The sequence below is a fragment of the Acrocarpospora pleiomorpha genome, assembly GCF_009687885.1.
Taxonomy (GTDB): Bacteria; Actinomycetota; Actinomycetes; order Streptosporangiales; family Streptosporangiaceae; genus Acrocarpospora; species Acrocarpospora pleiomorpha.
This window is the reverse complement of record NZ_BLAF01000004.1, coordinates 588,450-603,290: the sequence shown is the minus strand read 5'-3', so window position 1 is coordinate 603,290 and position 14,841 is coordinate 588,450. Positions and strand designations below refer to the sequence as shown.

The window sequence follows — 14,841 nt, the reverse complement described above, 5'->3', positions numbered from 1 at the left end:
GCCCACCCACCGCCAACCGCCCCACCTTCGGCGAACTCCTCAACATCGAGACCGGCGAGACCAGAACCGCCGTCGTCCCCCCAGACACCCATTCCTGGATCTGCGGCCTCACTCGCTGCATGGGCCCCCTCCCCGGAAACCACAACGAGAACGGAGCCACCCAGTCGCGGGACGGCACGGCTCAGCGACGGCTCCCATCCATGGAGACCCAGAGCGCCACCATCGCCCAGGACCGCTTCACCATCCTGCGGGTATACGGGACCGGCCACCGGGTCATGGCCATCGCCCTGGTGGATCTGAAAACCGGCCAGGCCGGCCTCGTGGGCCAGCGCGGCGTGGGGGACGGTCTGGCCCGCCGGGGACTCTCCCACCACACCGACCTGTACTCCTACCGCCTGAACAACAAAATGATCATCGTTGATCTTCGCGCCATCCGCTAGCGCGGCAACGCCCGCTCCAGCGTGACCAGACGCGAGCGGGAGTCGCGTTGCGGTCGCCACCGCCGAGCGGCATGCCTCAAAGCCGCCACGTGGGAGGCGTTCACCGGATTCCTTTCCATCGGAGTGCCGCTCGGAAGACCCAGCGGCTGACGGGGCCCGGCAGGACGGCGTTTGATCATTCCTTGAGAACCCCTTTCCGATACCAGACAGAATTCACCTTCTGTCTGGTATCGGTAGTTTTGTTCCTATTGCTCAGGACGGTGCTTCGATGGGCGCGATCGTCACCAGGTCCTTCACGGCGTGGGCGAGCTTCGCGTCGAGCGTGATGAGGGCGTCGGCCTGGAGCCGGGTCAGTGCGACGTACTCGGCGTCGAGCGTGTCGGGCCAGTCGAGCTCGTCGGCGATCTTCCAGGCGACGTTCTGAAGGACGCGGTCTCCGAGTAGCCGGATCCGTAGCGCGCGTACGTAATTGAGCTGGCGATCGGCGTCCTTCTTGGTCAGCTCACCCTGGCGTACCGCTCGGTAGAGCAGGGACAGCATCTGCGAGCGAAGAAGTGCCGGCGCCAGGAGCCGGTGCTCGTCGGAGATCACGGCCTCATCGCGGGCCAGGTGAAGGGCCACGTCGGGACCGATCACGTACTTGGTCATTGGCGGGCCGGCTCCTCTGTGTCATGGGATGGAGGGCCTGCCTCACAGTACGGGATGTCCTGGCCAAACAGCCCGATTAGCAACTCGTGTTGACTAATCCGGGATTAGTCAACTAGGGTTGCTTACATGCCCGCTGTTGAGATTCCCGTTTCCCAGGAGCCCGCCGATGCGCTGGCGGCCGTTGCGGCGTTGCGGCGCCTGGCCGATCAGATGGAGGACGCCGCCGTCGAGCAGGCGATGCGGGCGGGCTGGAGTTGGCCGCAGGTCGCCGAGGCGCTCGGAGTGACGCGCCAGGCCGTCCACAAGAAGCATGCCAAGCGGCTCATCGCCGCGGGCGTCACGCTGAGGAGGCGCTGACGATGACCGTGTTCCATAAGTATGTCCGTACGCTCATCGAGCAGGGAGGGGACGAGGCCCTGCAGGAGGGGTCGGCGACGATCGAGGCGCGGCATCTCCTGCTGGGGATCGCCGCTCTGGAGGGAACCGGCGCGCACCGGGTTCTGGCCTCGGCCGGGCTCGACCATCAGGCCATCCGCGACGCGCTGGACCGGGAGTTCGAGCACAGTCTGGGCGCGGCCGGAGTGTCGGCGGCGGCCTTCGATCTGCCACGGGCGAGCCCCGATCGGAAACGCCCGACGCATCTGGGGGCGTCGGCCAAGCTCGTGTTCGAACGCAGCTTCAAATACGGGGTGCCCAAGAATCTGCGTCCGGCGCATCTGCTTCTCGGCATCCTGCAGGCGCAGGTCGGCACGGTGCCACGTGCCCTTGCGCTGGCCGGCGTCGACCAGGGTGATCTGATGGCGCGCGTTCTGGAGTCGGTCGCCGTCGAGGACGAGGGGCGACCAGGAGCGGCCAAGGACAATTGACCAGCATGATCAGCGGTTCGCCGTTGCCTGGTGCTGTTCACGCGGGTGATGGTTCTCGCCGTACCGGTGCCAGGAGACGAGGGCGATGCCCTGGCCGACGGCGATGCACGTGGCGGTGACGCCGGTTCGACGCAGGTGGCGGACGCGGGGGCATCGCCACCTGGCGTGACCTCCTGGCGCACCTCGGTCTGACGACGTTACGCGACCTCGAACGCGTCAGCTGAAGCCTCGATATGGCTTCACAGAACTCCCATGCAGAAATTTCCGTGCTGTCGGAGTGCTCCGTCGTGCCCATTGAGCGGATGGTCCGCGGCGGCATTCAAGTGCCTTAGGTGCCCGGTGCGCCATGTCCTGTTGTCGGTGTGCCTCGTTGCCGGGGCGCCAATCACATGAGAGGTGAAGATGGCGATAAGTCAGGAATTAGTGCTGGATGTCGAGGGCTTGCGCATGCGTTACGGCGTGAACGACATCCTGCATGACGTTACCTTCCAGGTCCGTCACGGTGAGGTGCTGGCCCTGCTCGGGCCGAACGGGGCGGGTAAGACGACCACGATCGAGATCCTGGAGGGTTTCCGGATGCGGTCGGCGGGTCGGGTCGCGGTGCTCGGCGTGGATCCGGCGCATGGGGACGAGCGGTGGCGGGCCCGGGTCGGAGTTGTGCTGCAGTCGTGGCGTGACCACGGCAAATGGCGGGTGCGTGAACTGCTCGCGCACCTCGGCGGCTACTACGCCGCCTTCTCCACCGAGGAGATCCCGCGGCCGTGGGACGCCGACGAGCTCATCGAGGCGGTCGGCCTGACCGGTCAGGCGGGCAAGAAGATCAAGACGTTGTCGGGTGGCCAGCGCCGCCGCCTGGATGTGGCGATCGGCTTGGCGGGCCGTCCCGAGCTGCTGTTCCTGGACGAGCCGACCGCGGCCTTCGACCCGCAGGCCCGGCACGAGTTCCACGATCTGGTACGTGGCCTGGCCGGCGCCTACGAGACGACCATCGTGCTCACCACGCACGATCTGGACGAGGCGGAGAAGCTCGCCGACCGCATCATCGTCCTGAACGGCGGGCGGATCATCGCCGACGGCTCGGTGGCCGACCTGGCCCGGCGGATCGTCGGCGCCGACGAGGTGCGCTGGACCTGCGACGGCCAGGGTTTCACCCGCTCGACAACCGATTCGACGGCGTTCGTACGCGGTCTCTTCCAGGAGTACGGCGAGGCGATCGCCGAGCTCGAAGTCCACCGGGCGTCGCTGGAGCAGACCTACCTGGCGCTGGTACGCCAGGCCGAATCCTCGCAGGCACGCGACATTCAGGCACGGGAAGGGGCGGTCCGATGAATCCGGCTGCTGGGGCGATCCGGGCGGGCTGGTCCCGCGGGCTGATCGAGTTGCGGCAATCGTTCACCAACGGCGCGGATCTGTGGGCGCATTTCTTCTGGCCGGCGCTGATGCTGGCCGCCATGTGGTGGCTGCGGGACACGGCGTTCGGGACCAGCGGGCTGCTGCTGGGCACGCTCGCCCTGCCGAGCATTCTGGGGATGAACGTGGCGCTGGGCAGCGTGAGCATGAGCCAGCAGCTGACGGCCGACCGGGAGGACGGGACGCTGCTGCGGGCCAAGGCGACGCCGAACGGGATGCTGGGCTATCTGGTCGGCAAGGTGGTGTCGGTGTCGGGCGGCCTGGTCGCCGATCTGGCGATCCTCGTGATTCCCGGGGCGTTCATCGTTCCCGGGCTGGTGCTGGGCGGCCTGGATTCGTGGCTGACGGTGCTGTGGGTGCTGGCGCTCGGCCTGGTGGCGACGTTGCCGGCCGGCGCGGTGCTGGGGTCGGTGTTCACCAGCGCGCGGAGCCAGGGTCTGATCACGTTGCCGGTGCTCGGCCTGATGGCGATTTCCGGGATCTTCTATCCGATCGCGGCGCTGCCCGGCTGGGTGCAGGTGGTGGCGCAGGTGTTCCCGTTCTACTGGCTCGGCCTGGGCATGCGGTCGGCGCTGCTGCCGGACGGCGCGGTGGCGGTGGAGCTCGGGGAGTCGTGGCGGCACCTGGAGACGGCCGGGGTGCTGGGGGTGTGGGCGGTGCTGGGGCTGCTGGTGGCGCCGGTCGTGCTGCGGCGGATGGCTCGGCGGGAGTCGGGGTCGAGGCTGGCCGAGCGGCGGGAGCGGGCGATGCAGCGGGTGATGTGACCGCGCTCAGATGTGACTGCGCTCAGATGAGGGAGACGAAGGCTTCGGCTTGTTCGTGGCTCATGCCGGTCTCGCCGCGTACGAGAAGGATGGCTTGTTCAATGTCGCCGGCGGCTTTGAGCTCCTGGACGCGGCTGGCGAGGTCGGCGGCGCCGGGGCGGTCGGGTGGCGTGGGCACGAAGCGGCCCGCGGCGATGGCGTCGGTGATGGTTTTGGCCTCCTTGAGGCGGAGGCCGGTTTCCTGGCGGAGGAGGCGGATAGCGTCGATCTTGCGGCCTTCGGCGGCGAGTTCGCGGATGCGGCCTTGGATGTGCTCGGGTACGGGTGGGAGGAATCCGGGTGTGCGCCATGCGAGGGTGGCGCTGGGTCGGCCTCCGGCGCGGGCGGCGAGAACGATGACGCCGGCGATGATCACGATCACGACGAGAATGACGACGAGCTCGATGATTCCGATGCCAAACATGGCTTGATCGTAGTGTTTCCGCGTCCGCCTTGTTGCTCGATAATGAACATTATGTCAAGTAGCACCCTTTTTGGGGGTGGAGGAGCTCCTCCTCCGGTCCCGCGGGCGCGGAACGAGGAGGAGCCGGGCATTGTTGGCGAGAGCCCGTTATGGGACGAGGACGAGCTTGTCCTTGAGTTCGGTGAGCTTCTCGGCGATCTTGATCTTGACGGCTGTGCCCAGTTCCTTGATGAGGTCGGCGATCAGGATCGCGAGCGCGTCGGGCTCCTGATCGCCGGCGGGCAGGATCGGCTTGGGCGGCCGCGGCACTGATGTCGGCGGGACCGGCGGTTTGGGCTTGGGGATCCCGGAGAGGGCCGGAACGGGCGCTTTCACGGCCGGGACGGGCGCCGGCGGCGGGATGGCCGCGGCGTGCGCGGTGGCGGGCAGTGCGGTGCAGACGGCGACCGACAGGGCGAGGAGCGTGCGTTTCATCGTGAACCTTCGCGTTGATCGGGATTGCTGTGGTCAGCGTGGTTCCGATCGCGGCGGGAGGCCCGGCGGCGGGCCGCCGTTTGGGTGATTGTTGATCAAGGGTTGGGGCTGCTCCCCCGGTCACGTGCCGGGCAGCTGGTAATCGAGGGTGAAGGTGTGCGTGCCCTGCTCGTCGACGGCGATCTGGCCTTGTCCGTGGATGCCGGTGAGTTCGCCGGTCCCGGAGGTTTCGACGATGATCCAGGTGAGCCAGGGCCGATCGCCGTCGGCGCCGCCGTTGTGCCGCAGGACGAGTGTGCCTTTCCGGCCGTTGAGTACGCCTTCGAGGTGCTCGATTCCGGTGTACGCGGCGGGCCCGGACGCGGTCGCGACCGTGAGCAGCTCGGTGACGCTGGTGCCGGCGATGTCCCCGTGGAAGGTCTTGGTGAGGCGGTTGCGGCCGATGCTGGCGCCTTCCCGCTCGTCGGTGGCGAGGGTGTCCCAGGCGGTGATCTCGAAGCTTCCGGTTGCGTGCATGCGCCCAGCGTGGCAGAGGTGACTGCCACTTCCTGTCAGGTATCGGGGCCTACTCCCCCGCTCAAGGCGTTCGCGCCGTTTCTTCCGTACGTCGCTGCGGCGCTCACACCCAGGTGATCAGCCGGGACGGGAGGGGGCGCAGGCCCGGCCAGATGGTGGTGGCGTGCTGGTGCATCTTCTGGCAGAGGTGGGCGAAGGCGGGCATGTGGTCGAAGGCGGCGGCCACGGTGAGCCGGTGGGTGAGGCGGTCGCGGGCGGAGACGGCGCCGGTGCGCCGGTTGGGCAGCTGTTCCAGGACGAGGAGGCGGTGGGCGCGGTCGCTGGCGATCAGGGTGGGCGCGGGCGGCCAGGCGCAGGGCGGTGGCCTCGCGGGTGTGCCGCTCCCCCGCGTCCATGTTGTCGAGGCCGGGTTCGGGGCCGCCGATGATCTGTTTGACGATGGCGGGCTGGCCGTGGAGTTCGATGCGCCAGATGTGGGAGCGTGGGCTGCTGCCGAGCCGCTGGGGGTTGGCGGGGGTGCCGAGGGTGTCGTGCAGGGCGGGGGGCCAAGGCATCGGGCATCGGCGGATTGTCGGTCACTGTTCGTAGTCTATGGTCGTCGGCGGGAGGAGGTGCGGGATGGCGGGCATCCCGGAGCGGAAGCTGGAGTTGGTGCGGAAGCTGCTGGCGGTGGCCGAGCATCCGGGCACGGATCCGACCGAGGCGGCCGTGTATCTGGAGAAGGCGTATGCGGTGATGGCCGCGTATGGGATCGAGCAGGCGATGCTGGCCGACGCCGGGGTGGTGGCCGATGAGGTGGGGCAGCTGACGGTCACGGTCGGTAATCCGTACCAGGCGGATCGGCGGGCGCTGCTGGCGGGGGTGGCGGCGGCGTTGCGGTGCCGGGCGATCTACTGGCGGTCGGGGCGGGAGTCGGTGGTGCGGGTGGTGGGGTTCGGGTCGGATCTGGCGGTGGTGGAGCTGCTGTTCACGTCGTTGTGCCTGCAGATGGGGTCGGGGGTGTTGCGGGTGCGGGCGCCGGAGGGGCTGGCGACGGTGAGTTTCCGGAAGAGCTGGATGGCGGGGTTCGTGCATCGGGTGTGCGAACGGCTGGGTGAGGCGGAGCGCCGGGCGGCCGCCGACAGCGCGGCGAGCGCGCCGGGCGGCCGGTCGGCGGAGCTGGTTCTGGTGGATCGGCGGGCGCAGGTGAGCCGGGTGTATGAGGAGATGTTCCCGCGGGTGCGGCGTGGGGCGCGGCGGCGGTTGCGGGATTGGTCGGGCTGGGAGGACGGGCGGGCCGCGGGCGACCAAGCGGATTTGGAGGCCCCCCGCGTGGGTTCCCAGCGACGGCCGGGGTTGATTGGGCCGGAGACGGGGTGACCAAAGGGGCGTCGGTGCTTGGTTGCCGCCTCGCCGGTGCCCGGATGGGTGGTCAGGGCTGGAATGGGGTGACGGCGGTGACCGCGGTGACGGGGATGGGGCCGTAGATGTGCGGGAAGGTTTCGTCGCTGCCGGCGGGGGTTTCGTGTTTGACGGGGCAGCCGAGGAGGTCTTCCTGGATGTGGAGGAGAAGCAGCGGTTCGGTGACGGTCGTGTAGTAGCGGGCGGCGACGCCCTGAGCCTGGGCGAGATCGGCGGAGGCGTGGATGAAGCCTTCCTGTTCGAGGGTGCGGCCGAGGGTGGAGACACGGTAGTGGCCGCTGGCCTGAGCGTGCGCCCAGTCGGAGGCGAGGGCCAGGTGGAGGATCATGGCGTGGACTTTAGCGTGCGGTCCGCAGTGCGGAATGACGGAGGGGTGCTCGCGCCGTACCAGGCATAGACCTGGGTGCGTCTCCTCGTTCCCGTGCACCGCCCGATCCTCCCGCGTATGGCCCGCGAGCCCCAACCCGCCCTTCCAATGTGCGCTCAGCCCGCCAGGCCGCGATGTCCTCGACGACCTGCTCGTACGATGTTCGGCCGCCTGTGGCTAGTGGCCCTTCAAGGCGCGGCCGCGCATGGAGAGGGCGAGTAGTGCGGTGATCAGATAGATCATGGCGCCGCCCCAGAGTGCGTCCCAGGCGGCTCCGAAGGCGCCTTCGCGGGCGAGGATGAGCTGGACCGGGTACATCAGGAAGGTCGAGCCGGCGGCTGGGTAGAGCGCGAAGCGCCATGGGTGCTGGAGTGACCAGCGGCGGGTCTGCTGGGTGATTTGGTCCCCTCGGTCCGGCTTGGAGATCGCCCCGATTCCCGAGATCAGGGAGAACAGGGTGATGCCCACGTAGAGCGCTCCGCTCAGGTCGGCCGACCCGGTGGCCAGGCCCAGCAGCAGGCTGGTCGTGGTGACGGCGGCCGCGGCCGCGGCCGCGGTCTTCCAGGGAGCGCCGCGAAGCGCGGCGCCCGCCAGCAGTGTCTCCTCGCGTCGGGTGGGTTCGTTCATGCCTTCAGCCTGTTTCCCCGCTCTCTTTCGTCGCATCGGGGAAGTCCCTGAGCGGCCCCTGACCCTGCTCGTGCTTTACCATCCGGATGGTAAAGTTCGATGCATGACGACAGACACGAAGCGGCGGGTTCTGGACGGCGCGCTCGAGCTGCTCCGCGCGGAAGGAGGCGGGTCGATCACTTTGGACGCCACGGCCAAGCAGGTCGGGCTGACCAAGCCCGGGCTGATGTACCACTTCCCGACGAAGGAGGCGCTGATGCTCGCCGTCGTCGACCATGTGGCCGCCCGGTGGGACGAGCTCCTGCTCGACCATTTGGGGCAACCGGTGGAGACGGCCTCGCCGTACCAGCGGATCCGGGCCTACGTCGAGGTGGCGCTGACCGGGGAGTTCGATCGCGCGGACTTCGCCATCTTCTTCGACGCCCTGTACCGCGACGCCCTCACCGAGGCCTGGGTGCGCCATTTCGAGCCGTGGCTGGACTTGCCCGACGACCTTCCGGGGCCGGCCCGGGGCAGGCTCACGGCCGCGCGGCTCCTGGCCGACGGCTACTGGATGGCCTCCGCGACCGACGTTTTCCCCGTCCCGGCACAGGACCGCGCGCACCTGCTGGCGGTTACCGAAGAGCTCCTGAAGGTCGAGACCGCCTCATGAGGAAATGGCTGCTGCTGCTCGCCGCGATCCTGCTCGAAGTCACCGCCACGCTTTCGCTGCGCGCGGCCCTCGATCACGCGGCCTGGTTCGCCGTCGTGGCGGTCGGCTACATCGCCGCGTTCGTCGCGCTGTCCTTTCTGCTGCGCCTGGGGATGGGCATCGGCGTCGCGTACGGCATCTGGGGTGCCTCCGGTGTCGCCCTCACCGCCGTCCTGGCGACGGTCATCTTCGGCGACCCGCTCACCGCGACGACGGGCCTCGGCATCGTCCTGGTCATCGGCGGCGTCCTGTGCGTCGAACTCGGCTCCCAGGCCGCGCACGCCCGCGAGGAAGGAGCCACCTCATGACCTTGGTCTTCCTGGCGGGCGCGATTCTCTCCGAGGTCAGCGCCACCTTGTCGCTGCGGATGGCCGCGCAGCGCGAGGGCGCGAAGAAGTGGTTCATCGTCGTGGTCGCCGGCTATCTGGCCGCTTTCGTCTTCCTCACCCTGGCCCTGGACGGCGGGCTGGCCCTGGGCATCGCCTACGGCATCTGGGCCGCCTCCGGAGTCGCCCTGACCGCGCTCGCCTCCCGGATCCTGTTCCACGAGCCTCTCACCAGGGTCATGGGTTTCGGCATCGGCCTCATCGTCACCGGCGTCCTGCTCATCGAACTCGGAGCCGCCCACTGACGGCGCCGTATTCGGCTAGGTCGTCGTGGGCGCCTCGGAGGCGCGGAGGGCGTTGAGGGCTCGGGTGAGGGTGTCGTAGGCGGCTGTTCCCGAGCGGGCTTCGACGGTGGTTTCGACCCAGAGGCCGGACAGCAGGGTGGCCAGGAAGCGGACGTCGCCGAGGGCGTGCGGGTAACGGTCCCGGCGCAGGGCGACGGCGAGGGCGGCGTCGCAGCCGTCGGTCCAGGTACGGGCGATGGCCTGGAGAACGGGGTCGCGCCCGGCGTGGACGTAGAGCTCCCACAGGCCGAGCTGGCGGGCGCGGTCCTGTTCGACCAGGGCGGTGAGCCGGTCCACGAGCGAGCCGGGACTGTCGAGGATGGCGCCGATGGCGGCGAGTTCGCGCTCGACGAGCCGGGTGAAGGCGTGCGCGACGAGCTGGTCGCGGGAGTCGAAGTAGTAGGTGGTCGCGGCGAGAGGAACACCGGCCTGGTGGGCGACCGCGCGATGGGTGACGGCGGAAAATCCCCCGTCTTCCAGAAGAGCGACGGCGGCGTCCAGCAGGGCGCCGCGCCGCGCCTGGGCACGCCTCTGGGTGGCCTTCCCGGCCGCCTGCCGGCCGGTGGCAGCTTCGCCGGCCCTCTCCCCCGCCGGTACGGAATGCCCGTGGCTGGTCAATGGGATCCGCTGAGGTTGATGAGGACGACGCCGCCGATGATGAGCAGGATTCCACCGGCTTTGGCGAGGTTCATGGATTCATCGAGGAACAAAGTGCCGATGGCGGCGACGGCGGCCGTGCCGATGCCGGCCCAGACCGCGTACGCGACACCGACGGGCATCTGCAGCTTGAGCGCCTGCGACAGCAGAACAAAAGAGGCGACGTAGCCGATGACAACGACCACAGCCCAGCCCTTGTGGGCAAACCCGTCACTGAGCTTGAGCGCGGTAGTGGCCAGGACCTCGGATACGATCGCGAAGCCCAGCAGGATCCACGCCATGACATCTCCTCAAAACGGCACGCTTGTCCCAGTTTAGCCGAGCGGACAGGCCAACCCGCCGCTCATACGCCGCCAATCGCGCCGGCGCCGAGCAGCGCCTTGACGTCGCCGCAGAACGCCGGCCATGGGGCCACTTGGAATGGCTCGCGGGTCACCCTGAATATCCGGCTGACCCGCTGGTTCGCGACGGGCCGGATGATCGGCGGAGGTCAGGCGAGGTTGTCGCGCATGCGGTTGAGCATGGCCAGGAGTTGGGTGATCTCGGCGGTGGTGAAGCCGCGCAGTAGGCGGGTGTTGGCGCGGCCGAAGCTGGGGGCGATCTTGGGGAGGAGGGCGCGGCCTTCGGGGGTGAGTTCGATGACGATGGAGCGGCGGTCGGCGGGGTTGCGTTGGCGGCGGATGAGGTTCTTGGTTTCGAGGCGGTCCAGCAGGCGGGTCATGCCGGCGGTGTCGGTGCCGAGGAGGGCGGCGAGGCGGTTGGGGGTGTTGCCGCTGGCGTGCATGAGGAGGGCGGCCTGCTGGGAGGTGACGTCGAAGGGGGCGAGGTCGTCGTCTAGGGCGGTGCGCAGGTCGCGGGCGACCTGGGTGAGCTGGGCGCCGCCCGCGAGGATGAGGTCGAACGGGGGTGCGGGGTCGGGGGTGGCGTCCATGGTCGTCATGGTAGCTGCCCCCAAATTAACTGCTCCGACATTTGCTGCCGTGACAGCTAAGTGCTAGCTTCGCGGCCATGAACGATGCCCCCCACGTCCTGGTGGCCGGTGCCGGGATCGGCGGCCTGTGCCTGGCTCAGGGACTGCGCCGGGCCGGTGTCGGCGTGACCGTCTTCGAAGCCGACCCGTCCCCCGCCCGCCGCGGCCAGGGCTACCGGATCACCCTCAAATCCGCGGGCGTGCAGGCGCTGCGCTCCTGCCTTCCCCCCGACCTGTACGCGCTGTGCCTGGCCACCTCGATCCGCCCCGCCACCACGATGACCTTCACCGACGAGCGGCTGACACCCCGGTTCAGCAAGCCCATCCCGGCGCTGCCGCCGGAGGAACACCTGGGCGTCAACCGGCTGACCCTCCGCGAGATCCTGCTGTCCGGCCTCGGCGGCGACGTGCGTTTCGGCGCGGCCTTCGAGTCCTTCGACCGCACCGCCGACGGCCGCGTCCTGGCCCGCTTCGCCGACGGCTCCACCGCCACCGGGGATCTCCTGGTGGGCGCGGACGGCACCGGCTCGGCGGTGCGGCGGATCATCGCGCCGCACGCGGAACTGGAGGATCTCGGCGGTTCCGTGTACGGCCGGACCACGATCTCCCCCGACCTGCTCGGCTGGCTGCCCGAGGTGCTGCTGGACAGCTTCAACCGGGTCACCGGCCTGGTGGGCGCGATGTCGGTGGCCACCTGCCGCCGGCACACTCCGGCGGCGGGCCCCGCCCTGACCGGCATTCCCGATTATCTGGCCTGGACGGTCGACGGCTGGCCGGACGGACCGCCCGCCGGCGCCGGTCCCGAGGAACTGCACCGGCTGGCCGCCGAGATGATCGGCGGCTGGCACCCGGCGGTCCGCCGCATCGTGGCGGAGGCCGAAGTGCCGGCCACGTTCGCGGTGCGCCTGCGATCGGCGCTGCCCTTCCCGCCGTGGCAGGCCCCGGGCGTGACCCTGCTCGGCGACGCGGCCCACACGATGTCACCGGGCCGCGGCGAGGGCGCGAACATCGCGTTGAAGGACGCCGCCCTGCTGGCGGCCGAGATCGCGGCCGCAGGCACCGGCGGCCTGGCCGCGGCGGTGGCGCGGTACGAACGGGAGATGTTCGCCTACGCCTTCGAGGCGGTCGCCGCCTCCCGCAACCACCCATTCGCTCCCTGGCGCCGGTAACGCGCACCACCACTGGCGCGAGCATTTCGCCGTAGGACCTTGTTCGACTGGACGAGCAGGTCAACGTTGGGCCGGACGCGGGTGCGGTAAGGGTGAGCAGGGCGCCCGCTCGTGTGCGGATCGTCATGCGGGGTGGTGCCTTCGAAGATCGGCCTCCGCGAGTAGGGGCGTTCGATCCCGTTCCGCCCGGGGTTGCGGGAACGGGTGGCGGACGTGGTCGAATGCGTGTTCTACTGATCTCTATGCCATGGGATGCTCTCCCCCTGCTGGACGGGGGCCCGCAGCGGCCGCGGATCGAGCGGCAGGCGGTGACCCGGGAGTTCGGCGGTCTGACCTGCTACGAGGTGGCGGCGCGGGTGGCGCTGGAGCGGGTTCCGGCGGCGATGGAGCTGCCGTTCGGGTGGGCGGCCAGCCCTTACCGGGGCTGCCAGGCGGGGTGCCGGTACTGCGCGGCCCGGCGCGGGCACCGCTATCTCGGCCTGGACGCGGGCGACGATTTCGACTCGCGGGTCGTGGTGAAGACGAATCTGGCCGATCGGCTGCGCCGGGAGCTGGCCTCGCCGCGCTGGCAGGGCGAGCCGGTGGCGCTGGGGCTGACCGGGGACTGCTACCAGCCCGCGGAGGAGACCTACCGGCTGATGCCGCAGATCATCCGGGCGCTGGCCGAGGCGGGCAATCCGTTCACGGTGCTGACCAAGAGCCCGCTCATCCTGCGGGACGCGCCGGAGCTGCGGGAGGCGGGCAAGCTCACCCGGGCGCGGGCGGCGGTGTCGGTCGGTTTCGTGGACGAGAAGATCCGGCGCGGTCTCGAGCCGGGCGCGGCGGGGGCGCAGCGGCGGCTGGAGGTGTGCGCGGCGCTCAACGACGATGGGGTGCCGTGCGAGGTGCTGATGGCGCCGATCCTGCCGTTGATCACCGATTCGTCCGACCATCTGCGGGCCACGGTCCGGCGGGCGGCCGAGGCCGGGGCGGTCGCGGTCACGCCGGTGGTGCTGCGGCTGCCGCCGGGGGCGCGGGAGTGGTTCATGGCGTGGCTGGAGCGCGAGCATCCCGGCCTGGTCCCCCGCTACGCCGCCCTGTACGGCAAGTCGCCCACCGCGCCGCCGGAGTACCGTGCGGGCATCGCGGCGCAGGTGGCGGTGCTGGCGGAGACGTACGGAATCGGGCGTTCCGCCCGCGGGTGGAAGCGGCGCCGCTCCCCCGCCCGCCAGCTGTCGCTGGTGTGAGCCGGGCTCGTGGCGGGCCCTCAAGCCCCGCCCTGTACGGTTAAAGCATGTTCAACCGTAAGCCCATCGAGGAGCGTATCGCCGAGCGCGTCGCCAAGCGGCCGCCGCTGAAGGAGGGCAAGCACTTCGAGCACAAGCCCGCCCTCATCGTCTTCCTGATCGTGATCGGCCTGGTGGTCGTGAAGTTCATCGGCGCGTTCCTGCTGATGAAACTAGGCGTTCACTAGCCCTGCGAGACTTCGGAGTCGGCGGCTTCGTCCTTCAGGGCGCTGCCGCTCTTCCATTTGGCGTACGACATCTGCCAGAAGCCCCACCCGTTGTTCCACTCCAGTTCCCGGTCGGTGCCCACGACGGTGACCACGTCGCCGCGGTGGAAGTTGTCGTAGAACCACTTGGCCTGGTTGGGGTGGGCGTTGATGCAGCCGTGGCTGACGTTGGCGCGGCCCTGGGAGCCGACCGACCAGGGGGCGGAGTGCACGTACTCGCCGCTGTTGGAGATGCGGACAGCGTGGTTGACGATCTCCTTGTAGTAGCCGGGGTCGCCTTCCTTCTTGCCCGGGGAGATCATGGTCTCGGGGTTGTGCTTGGACATGGTCAGGTGCACGCCGCTGGTGGTGGTGTACTCGCGGGTGGTGGCCTTGCCGGCGCTGATCTTCATGGTCTGGACGACCTTGCCGTCCTTCTTGACGACCATCATGTGGGTCTTGGTGTTGACCACGCTGACCAGGCGGGCGCCGATCTTGATGGTGTGGGTGAAGGACTTGGTGCCGTACATGTCGGGGCCGCCGCGGATGCCGGTGAGGTCGGCGGTGAAGGTGACCTTCTGGTGGGCGGGCCAGTATTTGGCGGGCCGGTAGATGACCAGGCGGTCGCTGATCCAGCGCCAGGCGCCTTCGGCGGGCTTCTGGGCGTCGACCTTGAGGGCGGCCTCGACGGCGGCCTTGTTGGTGACGGCCTGGTTGAAGGTGACCATGATGGGCATGCCGACGCCGACGGTCTCGCCCTTGATGCCGGGGGTCACGTCGGCGACGGCCAGCTCGGCCTTGGGTTTGAGGGTGGTGAACTCGCTGGTCGCGGTGGTGGGGCCGCCCTCACCGGTGGCCTTGGCCGACACGGTGTAGGTGCTGGAGGGCCGCAGCGGCTTGTTGGAGGTCCACTTGGTCCGGTCGGCGTCGAATTCGCCTTCGATGTTCTCGCCGGCCGATTCGACGAGGACTTCCTCCAGGGCGCCGCCTTCGGAGGTGACGACGACGTTCTTGTCGGGTCTGACCCGGTTGGTGCCTTCGGCGGGGACGATCGTGATCGCCGGCGCGGGGATCGATGGCTTCTCGGTCGCCTCGGTCACGCCGCCGCCGCCGAGCAGGCCGCCGCCGGACCCGCTGGTGCATGCCGAAAGCAGCACCGTCATCGTTACGGCGATCGTGGCGATCGCGCCGACCGGCCAGGTGCCGCGCGTCTTCCTGTTCAGCACAACCTCTCCCC

Annotated in this window: 24 protein-coding genes; 13 read left to right on the top strand and 11 right to left on the bottom strand. The window is 69.4% G+C overall.

Annotation, left to right across the window (positions count from 1 at the left end; genetic code table 11):
• Nucleotides 1-440: hypothetical protein (locus Aple_RS51770; RefSeq protein ID WP_170321256.1), on the top strand; the 440-nt coding region annotated here is incomplete at its 5' end.
• Between the two features lie 252 nt (nucleotides 441-692).
• Here Aple_RS51770 and Aple_RS02905 read toward each other — a convergent pair.
• Nucleotides 693-1,088: a type II toxin-antitoxin system VapC family toxin gene (locus Aple_RS02905; protein ID WP_155342826.1), complete on the bottom strand. Its 396-nt coding sequence runs from the start codon at nucleotides 1,086-1,088 to the stop codon at nucleotides 693-695.
• Between the two features lie 126 nt (nucleotides 1,089-1,214).
• Between Aple_RS02905 and Aple_RS02900 the strand changes: the two genes are divergently transcribed.
• The 5 genes from Aple_RS02900 to Aple_RS02880 all read left to right on the top strand — a co-directional run bounded on the left by Aple_RS02900 (nucleotide 1,215) and on the right by Aple_RS02880 (nucleotide 4,128).
• Nucleotides 1,215-1,445, top strand: coding sequence for a hypothetical protein (locus Aple_RS02900; RefSeq protein WP_155342825.1), 231 nt, complete (start codon nucleotides 1,215-1,217; stop codon nucleotides 1,443-1,445).
• 2 nt (nucleotides 1,446-1,447) lie between these two features.
• Nucleotides 1,448-1,954 carry a Clp protease N-terminal domain-containing protein gene (locus Aple_RS02895; protein WP_155342824.1) on the top strand — a complete coding sequence of 169 codons (507 nt, stop codon included), beginning with the start codon at nucleotides 1,448-1,450 and terminating at the stop codon, nucleotides 1,952-1,954.
• Nucleotides 1,955-1,984: 30 nt separating this feature from the next.
• Nucleotides 1,985-2,146, top strand: a complete 162-nt coding sequence (locus tag Aple_RS02890) for a hypothetical protein (protein ID WP_155342823.1) — start codon at nucleotides 1,985-1,987, stop codon at nucleotides 2,144-2,146.
• A gap of 210 nt (nucleotides 2,147-2,356) precedes the next feature.
• Nucleotides 2,357-3,283: an ABC transporter ATP-binding protein gene (locus Aple_RS02885; RefSeq protein WP_155342822.1), complete on the top strand. Its 927-nt coding sequence runs from the start codon at nucleotides 2,357-2,359 to the stop codon at nucleotides 3,281-3,283.
• On the top strand, nucleotides 3,280-4,128 hold the full coding sequence (locus tag Aple_RS02880; protein ID WP_155342821.1) for an ABC transporter permease: 849 nt from the start codon (nucleotides 3,280-3,282) through the stop codon (nucleotides 4,126-4,128). The genes Aple_RS02885 and Aple_RS02880 overlap by 4 nt, the downstream gene beginning before the upstream one ends.
• Nucleotides 4,129-4,150: 22 nt before the next feature.
• On the opposite strand, the gene Aple_RS02875 is transcribed toward Aple_RS02880, so the two are convergent.
• The 4 genes from Aple_RS02875 to Aple_RS55425 all read right to left on the bottom strand — a co-directional run bounded on the left by Aple_RS02875 (nucleotide 4,151) and on the right by Aple_RS55425 (nucleotide 5,807).
• The gene (locus Aple_RS02875) at nucleotides 4,151-4,591 is read right to left on the bottom strand and encodes a hypothetical protein (protein WP_155342820.1); all 441 of its coding nucleotides are present in this window, start codon (nucleotides 4,589-4,591) and stop codon (nucleotides 4,151-4,153) included.
• Between the two features lie 147 nt (nucleotides 4,592-4,738).
• Entirely contained in the window at nucleotides 4,739-5,065 is a 327-nt protein-coding gene (locus Aple_RS02870) for a hypothetical protein (RefSeq protein WP_155342819.1), read from the bottom strand.
• A gap of 120 nt (nucleotides 5,066-5,185) precedes the next feature.
• Nucleotides 5,186-5,581, bottom strand: coding sequence for a DUF3224 domain-containing protein (locus tag Aple_RS02865; RefSeq protein WP_155342818.1), 396 nt, complete (start codon nucleotides 5,579-5,581; stop codon nucleotides 5,186-5,188).
• Between the two features lie 103 nt (nucleotides 5,582-5,684).
• Nucleotides 5,685-5,807: a hypothetical protein gene (locus Aple_RS55425; protein ID WP_281361513.1), complete on the bottom strand. Its 123-nt coding sequence runs from the start codon at nucleotides 5,805-5,807 to the stop codon at nucleotides 5,685-5,687.
• 392 nt (nucleotides 5,808-6,199) lie between these two features.
• On the opposite strand from Aple_RS55425, the gene Aple_RS55420 reads away from it, so the two are divergent.
• Nucleotides 6,200-6,940, top strand: a complete 741-nt coding sequence (locus Aple_RS55420) for a DUF2786 domain-containing protein (RefSeq protein WP_170321255.1) — start codon at nucleotides 6,200-6,202, stop codon at nucleotides 6,938-6,940.
• A 52-nt stretch (nucleotides 6,941-6,992) separates the two neighbouring features.
• On the opposite strand, the gene Aple_RS02855 is transcribed toward Aple_RS55420, so the two are convergent.
• Together Aple_RS02855 and Aple_RS02850 are read right to left on the bottom strand one after the other, a co-directional pair.
• Nucleotides 6,993-7,310: a DUF952 domain-containing protein gene (locus tag Aple_RS02855; RefSeq protein WP_155342816.1), complete on the bottom strand. Its 318-nt coding sequence runs from the start codon at nucleotides 7,308-7,310 to the stop codon at nucleotides 6,993-6,995.
• Between the two features lie 216 nt (nucleotides 7,311-7,526).
• Nucleotides 7,527-7,976 carry a hypothetical protein gene (locus Aple_RS02850; RefSeq protein WP_155342815.1) on the bottom strand — a complete coding sequence of 150 codons (450 nt, stop codon included), beginning with the start codon at nucleotides 7,974-7,976 and terminating at the stop codon, nucleotides 7,527-7,529.
• Between the two features lie 103 nt (nucleotides 7,977-8,079).
• Between Aple_RS02850 and Aple_RS02845 the strand changes: the two genes are divergently transcribed.
• The 3 genes from Aple_RS02845 to Aple_RS02835 are packed head-to-tail and all read left to right on the top strand — an operon-like array spanning nucleotide 8,080 to nucleotide 9,298.
• Complete coding sequence (locus Aple_RS02845) at nucleotides 8,080-8,628, top strand: TetR/AcrR family transcriptional regulator (RefSeq protein ID WP_155342814.1); 549 nt, start codon at nucleotides 8,080-8,082, stop codon at nucleotides 8,626-8,628.
• Nucleotides 8,625-8,975: a DMT family transporter gene (locus Aple_RS02840; RefSeq protein ID WP_155342813.1), complete on the top strand. Its 351-nt coding sequence runs from the start codon at nucleotides 8,625-8,627 to the stop codon at nucleotides 8,973-8,975. The genes Aple_RS02845 and Aple_RS02840 overlap by 4 nt, the downstream gene beginning before the upstream one ends.
• Entirely contained in the window at nucleotides 8,972-9,298 is a 327-nt protein-coding gene (locus tag Aple_RS02835) for a DMT family transporter (protein WP_155342812.1), read from the top strand. Before Aple_RS02840 ends, Aple_RS02835 begins: the two co-directional genes overlap by 4 nt.
• Before the next feature lie 15 nt (nucleotides 9,299-9,313).
• Here Aple_RS02835 and Aple_RS02830 read toward each other — a convergent pair whose 3' ends face one another.
• The 3 genes from Aple_RS02830 to Aple_RS02820 all read right to left on the bottom strand — a co-directional run bounded on the left by Aple_RS02830 (nucleotide 9,314) and on the right by Aple_RS02820 (nucleotide 10,925).
• On the bottom strand, nucleotides 9,314-9,955 hold the full coding sequence (locus Aple_RS02830; protein WP_155342811.1) for a TetR/AcrR family transcriptional regulator: 642 nt from the start codon (nucleotides 9,953-9,955) through the stop codon (nucleotides 9,314-9,316).
• A complete protein-coding gene (locus Aple_RS02825; protein ID WP_155342810.1) occupies nucleotides 9,952-10,275 on the bottom strand; it encodes a DMT family transporter in 324 nt (107 codons plus the stop codon). Before Aple_RS02825 ends, Aple_RS02830 begins: the two co-directional genes overlap by 4 nt.
• A 209-nt stretch (nucleotides 10,276-10,484) precedes the next feature.
• Complete coding sequence (locus Aple_RS02820; protein ID WP_170321254.1) at nucleotides 10,485-10,925, bottom strand: MarR family winged helix-turn-helix transcriptional regulator; 441 nt, start codon at nucleotides 10,923-10,925, stop codon at nucleotides 10,485-10,487.
• A 77-nt stretch (nucleotides 10,926-11,002) separates the two neighbouring features.
• Between Aple_RS02820 and Aple_RS02815 the strand changes: the two genes are divergently transcribed.
• From Aple_RS02815 to Aple_RS02805, 3 genes are all read left to right on the top strand, one after another.
• A complete protein-coding gene (locus Aple_RS02815; protein WP_155342808.1) occupies nucleotides 11,003-12,133 on the top strand; it encodes an FAD-dependent oxidoreductase in 1,131 nt (376 codons plus the stop codon).
• Between the two features lie 242 nt (nucleotides 12,134-12,375).
• A complete protein-coding gene (locus Aple_RS02810; protein ID WP_155342807.1) occupies nucleotides 12,376-13,359 on the top strand; it encodes a radical SAM protein in 984 nt (327 codons plus the stop codon).
• 47 nt (nucleotides 13,360-13,406) lie between these two features.
• Entirely contained in the window at nucleotides 13,407-13,586 is a 180-nt protein-coding gene (locus Aple_RS02805) for a hypothetical protein (protein ID WP_155342806.1), read from the top strand.
• On the opposite strand, the gene Aple_RS02800 is transcribed toward Aple_RS02805, so the two are convergent.
• Nucleotides 13,583-14,830: a L,D-transpeptidase gene (locus Aple_RS02800; RefSeq protein ID WP_246264057.1), complete on the bottom strand. Its 1,248-nt coding sequence runs from the start codon at nucleotides 14,828-14,830 to the stop codon at nucleotides 13,583-13,585. The genes Aple_RS02805 and Aple_RS02800 overlap by 4 nt on opposite strands.
• Nucleotides 14,831-14,841 lie beyond the last annotated feature (11 nt).

Coding starts and splice junctions, on each gene's coding strand:
- Aple_RS02905 (WP_155342826.1), bottom strand. CDS start 1,088: ATGACCAAGTACGTGATCGGTCCCGACGTGGCCCTTCACCTGGCCCGC.
- Aple_RS02900 (WP_155342825.1), top strand. CDS start 1,215: ATGCCCGCTGTTGAGATTCCCGTTTCCCAGGAGCCCGCCGATGCGCTG.
- Aple_RS02895 (WP_155342824.1), top strand. CDS start 1,448: ATGACCGTGTTCCATAAGTATGTCCGTACGCTCATCGAGCAGGGAGGG.
- Aple_RS02885 (WP_155342822.1), top strand. CDS start 2,357: ATGGCGATAAGTCAGGAATTAGTGCTGGATGTCGAGGGCTTGCGCATG.
- Aple_RS02880 (WP_155342821.1), top strand. CDS start 3,280: ATGAATCCGGCTGCTGGGGCGATCCGGGCGGGCTGGTCCCGCGGGCTG.
- Aple_RS02875 (WP_155342820.1), bottom strand. CDS start 4,591: ATGTTTGGCATCGGAATCATCGAGCTCGTCGTCATTCTCGTCGTGATC.
- Aple_RS02870 (WP_155342819.1), bottom strand. CDS start 5,065: ATGAAACGCACGCTCCTCGCCCTGTCGGTCGCCGTCTGCACCGCACTG.
- Aple_RS02865 (WP_155342818.1), bottom strand. CDS start 5,581: ATGCACGCAACCGGAAGCTTCGAGATCACCGCCTGGGACACCCTCGCC.
- Aple_RS55420 (WP_170321255.1), top strand. CDS start 6,200: ATGGCGGGCATCCCGGAGCGGAAGCTGGAGTTGGTGCGGAAGCTGCTG.
- Aple_RS02855 (WP_155342816.1), bottom strand. CDS start 7,310: ATGATCCTCCACCTGGCCCTCGCCTCCGACTGGGCGCACGCTCAGGCC.
- Aple_RS02850 (WP_155342815.1), bottom strand. CDS start 7,976: ATGAACGAACCCACCCGACGCGAGGAGACACTGCTGGCGGGCGCCGCG.
- Aple_RS02845 (WP_155342814.1), top strand. CDS start 8,080: ATGACGACAGACACGAAGCGGCGGGTTCTGGACGGCGCGCTCGAGCTG.
- Aple_RS02840 (WP_155342813.1), top strand. CDS start 8,625: ATGAGGAAATGGCTGCTGCTGCTCGCCGCGATCCTGCTCGAAGTCACC.
- Aple_RS02835 (WP_155342812.1), top strand. CDS start 8,972: ATGACCTTGGTCTTCCTGGCGGGCGCGATTCTCTCCGAGGTCAGCGCC.
- Aple_RS02825 (WP_155342810.1), bottom strand. CDS start 10,275: ATGGCGTGGATCCTGCTGGGCTTCGCGATCGTATCCGAGGTCCTGGCC.
- Aple_RS02820 (WP_170321254.1), bottom strand. CDS start 10,925: ATGGACGCCACCCCCGACCCCGCACCCCCGTTCGACCTCATCCTCGCG.
- Aple_RS02815 (WP_155342808.1), top strand. CDS start 11,003: ATGAACGATGCCCCCCACGTCCTGGTGGCCGGTGCCGGGATCGGCGGC.
- Aple_RS02810 (WP_155342807.1), top strand. CDS start 12,376: ATGCCATGGGATGCTCTCCCCCTGCTGGACGGGGGCCCGCAGCGGCCG.
- Aple_RS02805 (WP_155342806.1), top strand. CDS start 13,407: ATGTTCAACCGTAAGCCCATCGAGGAGCGTATCGCCGAGCGCGTCGCC.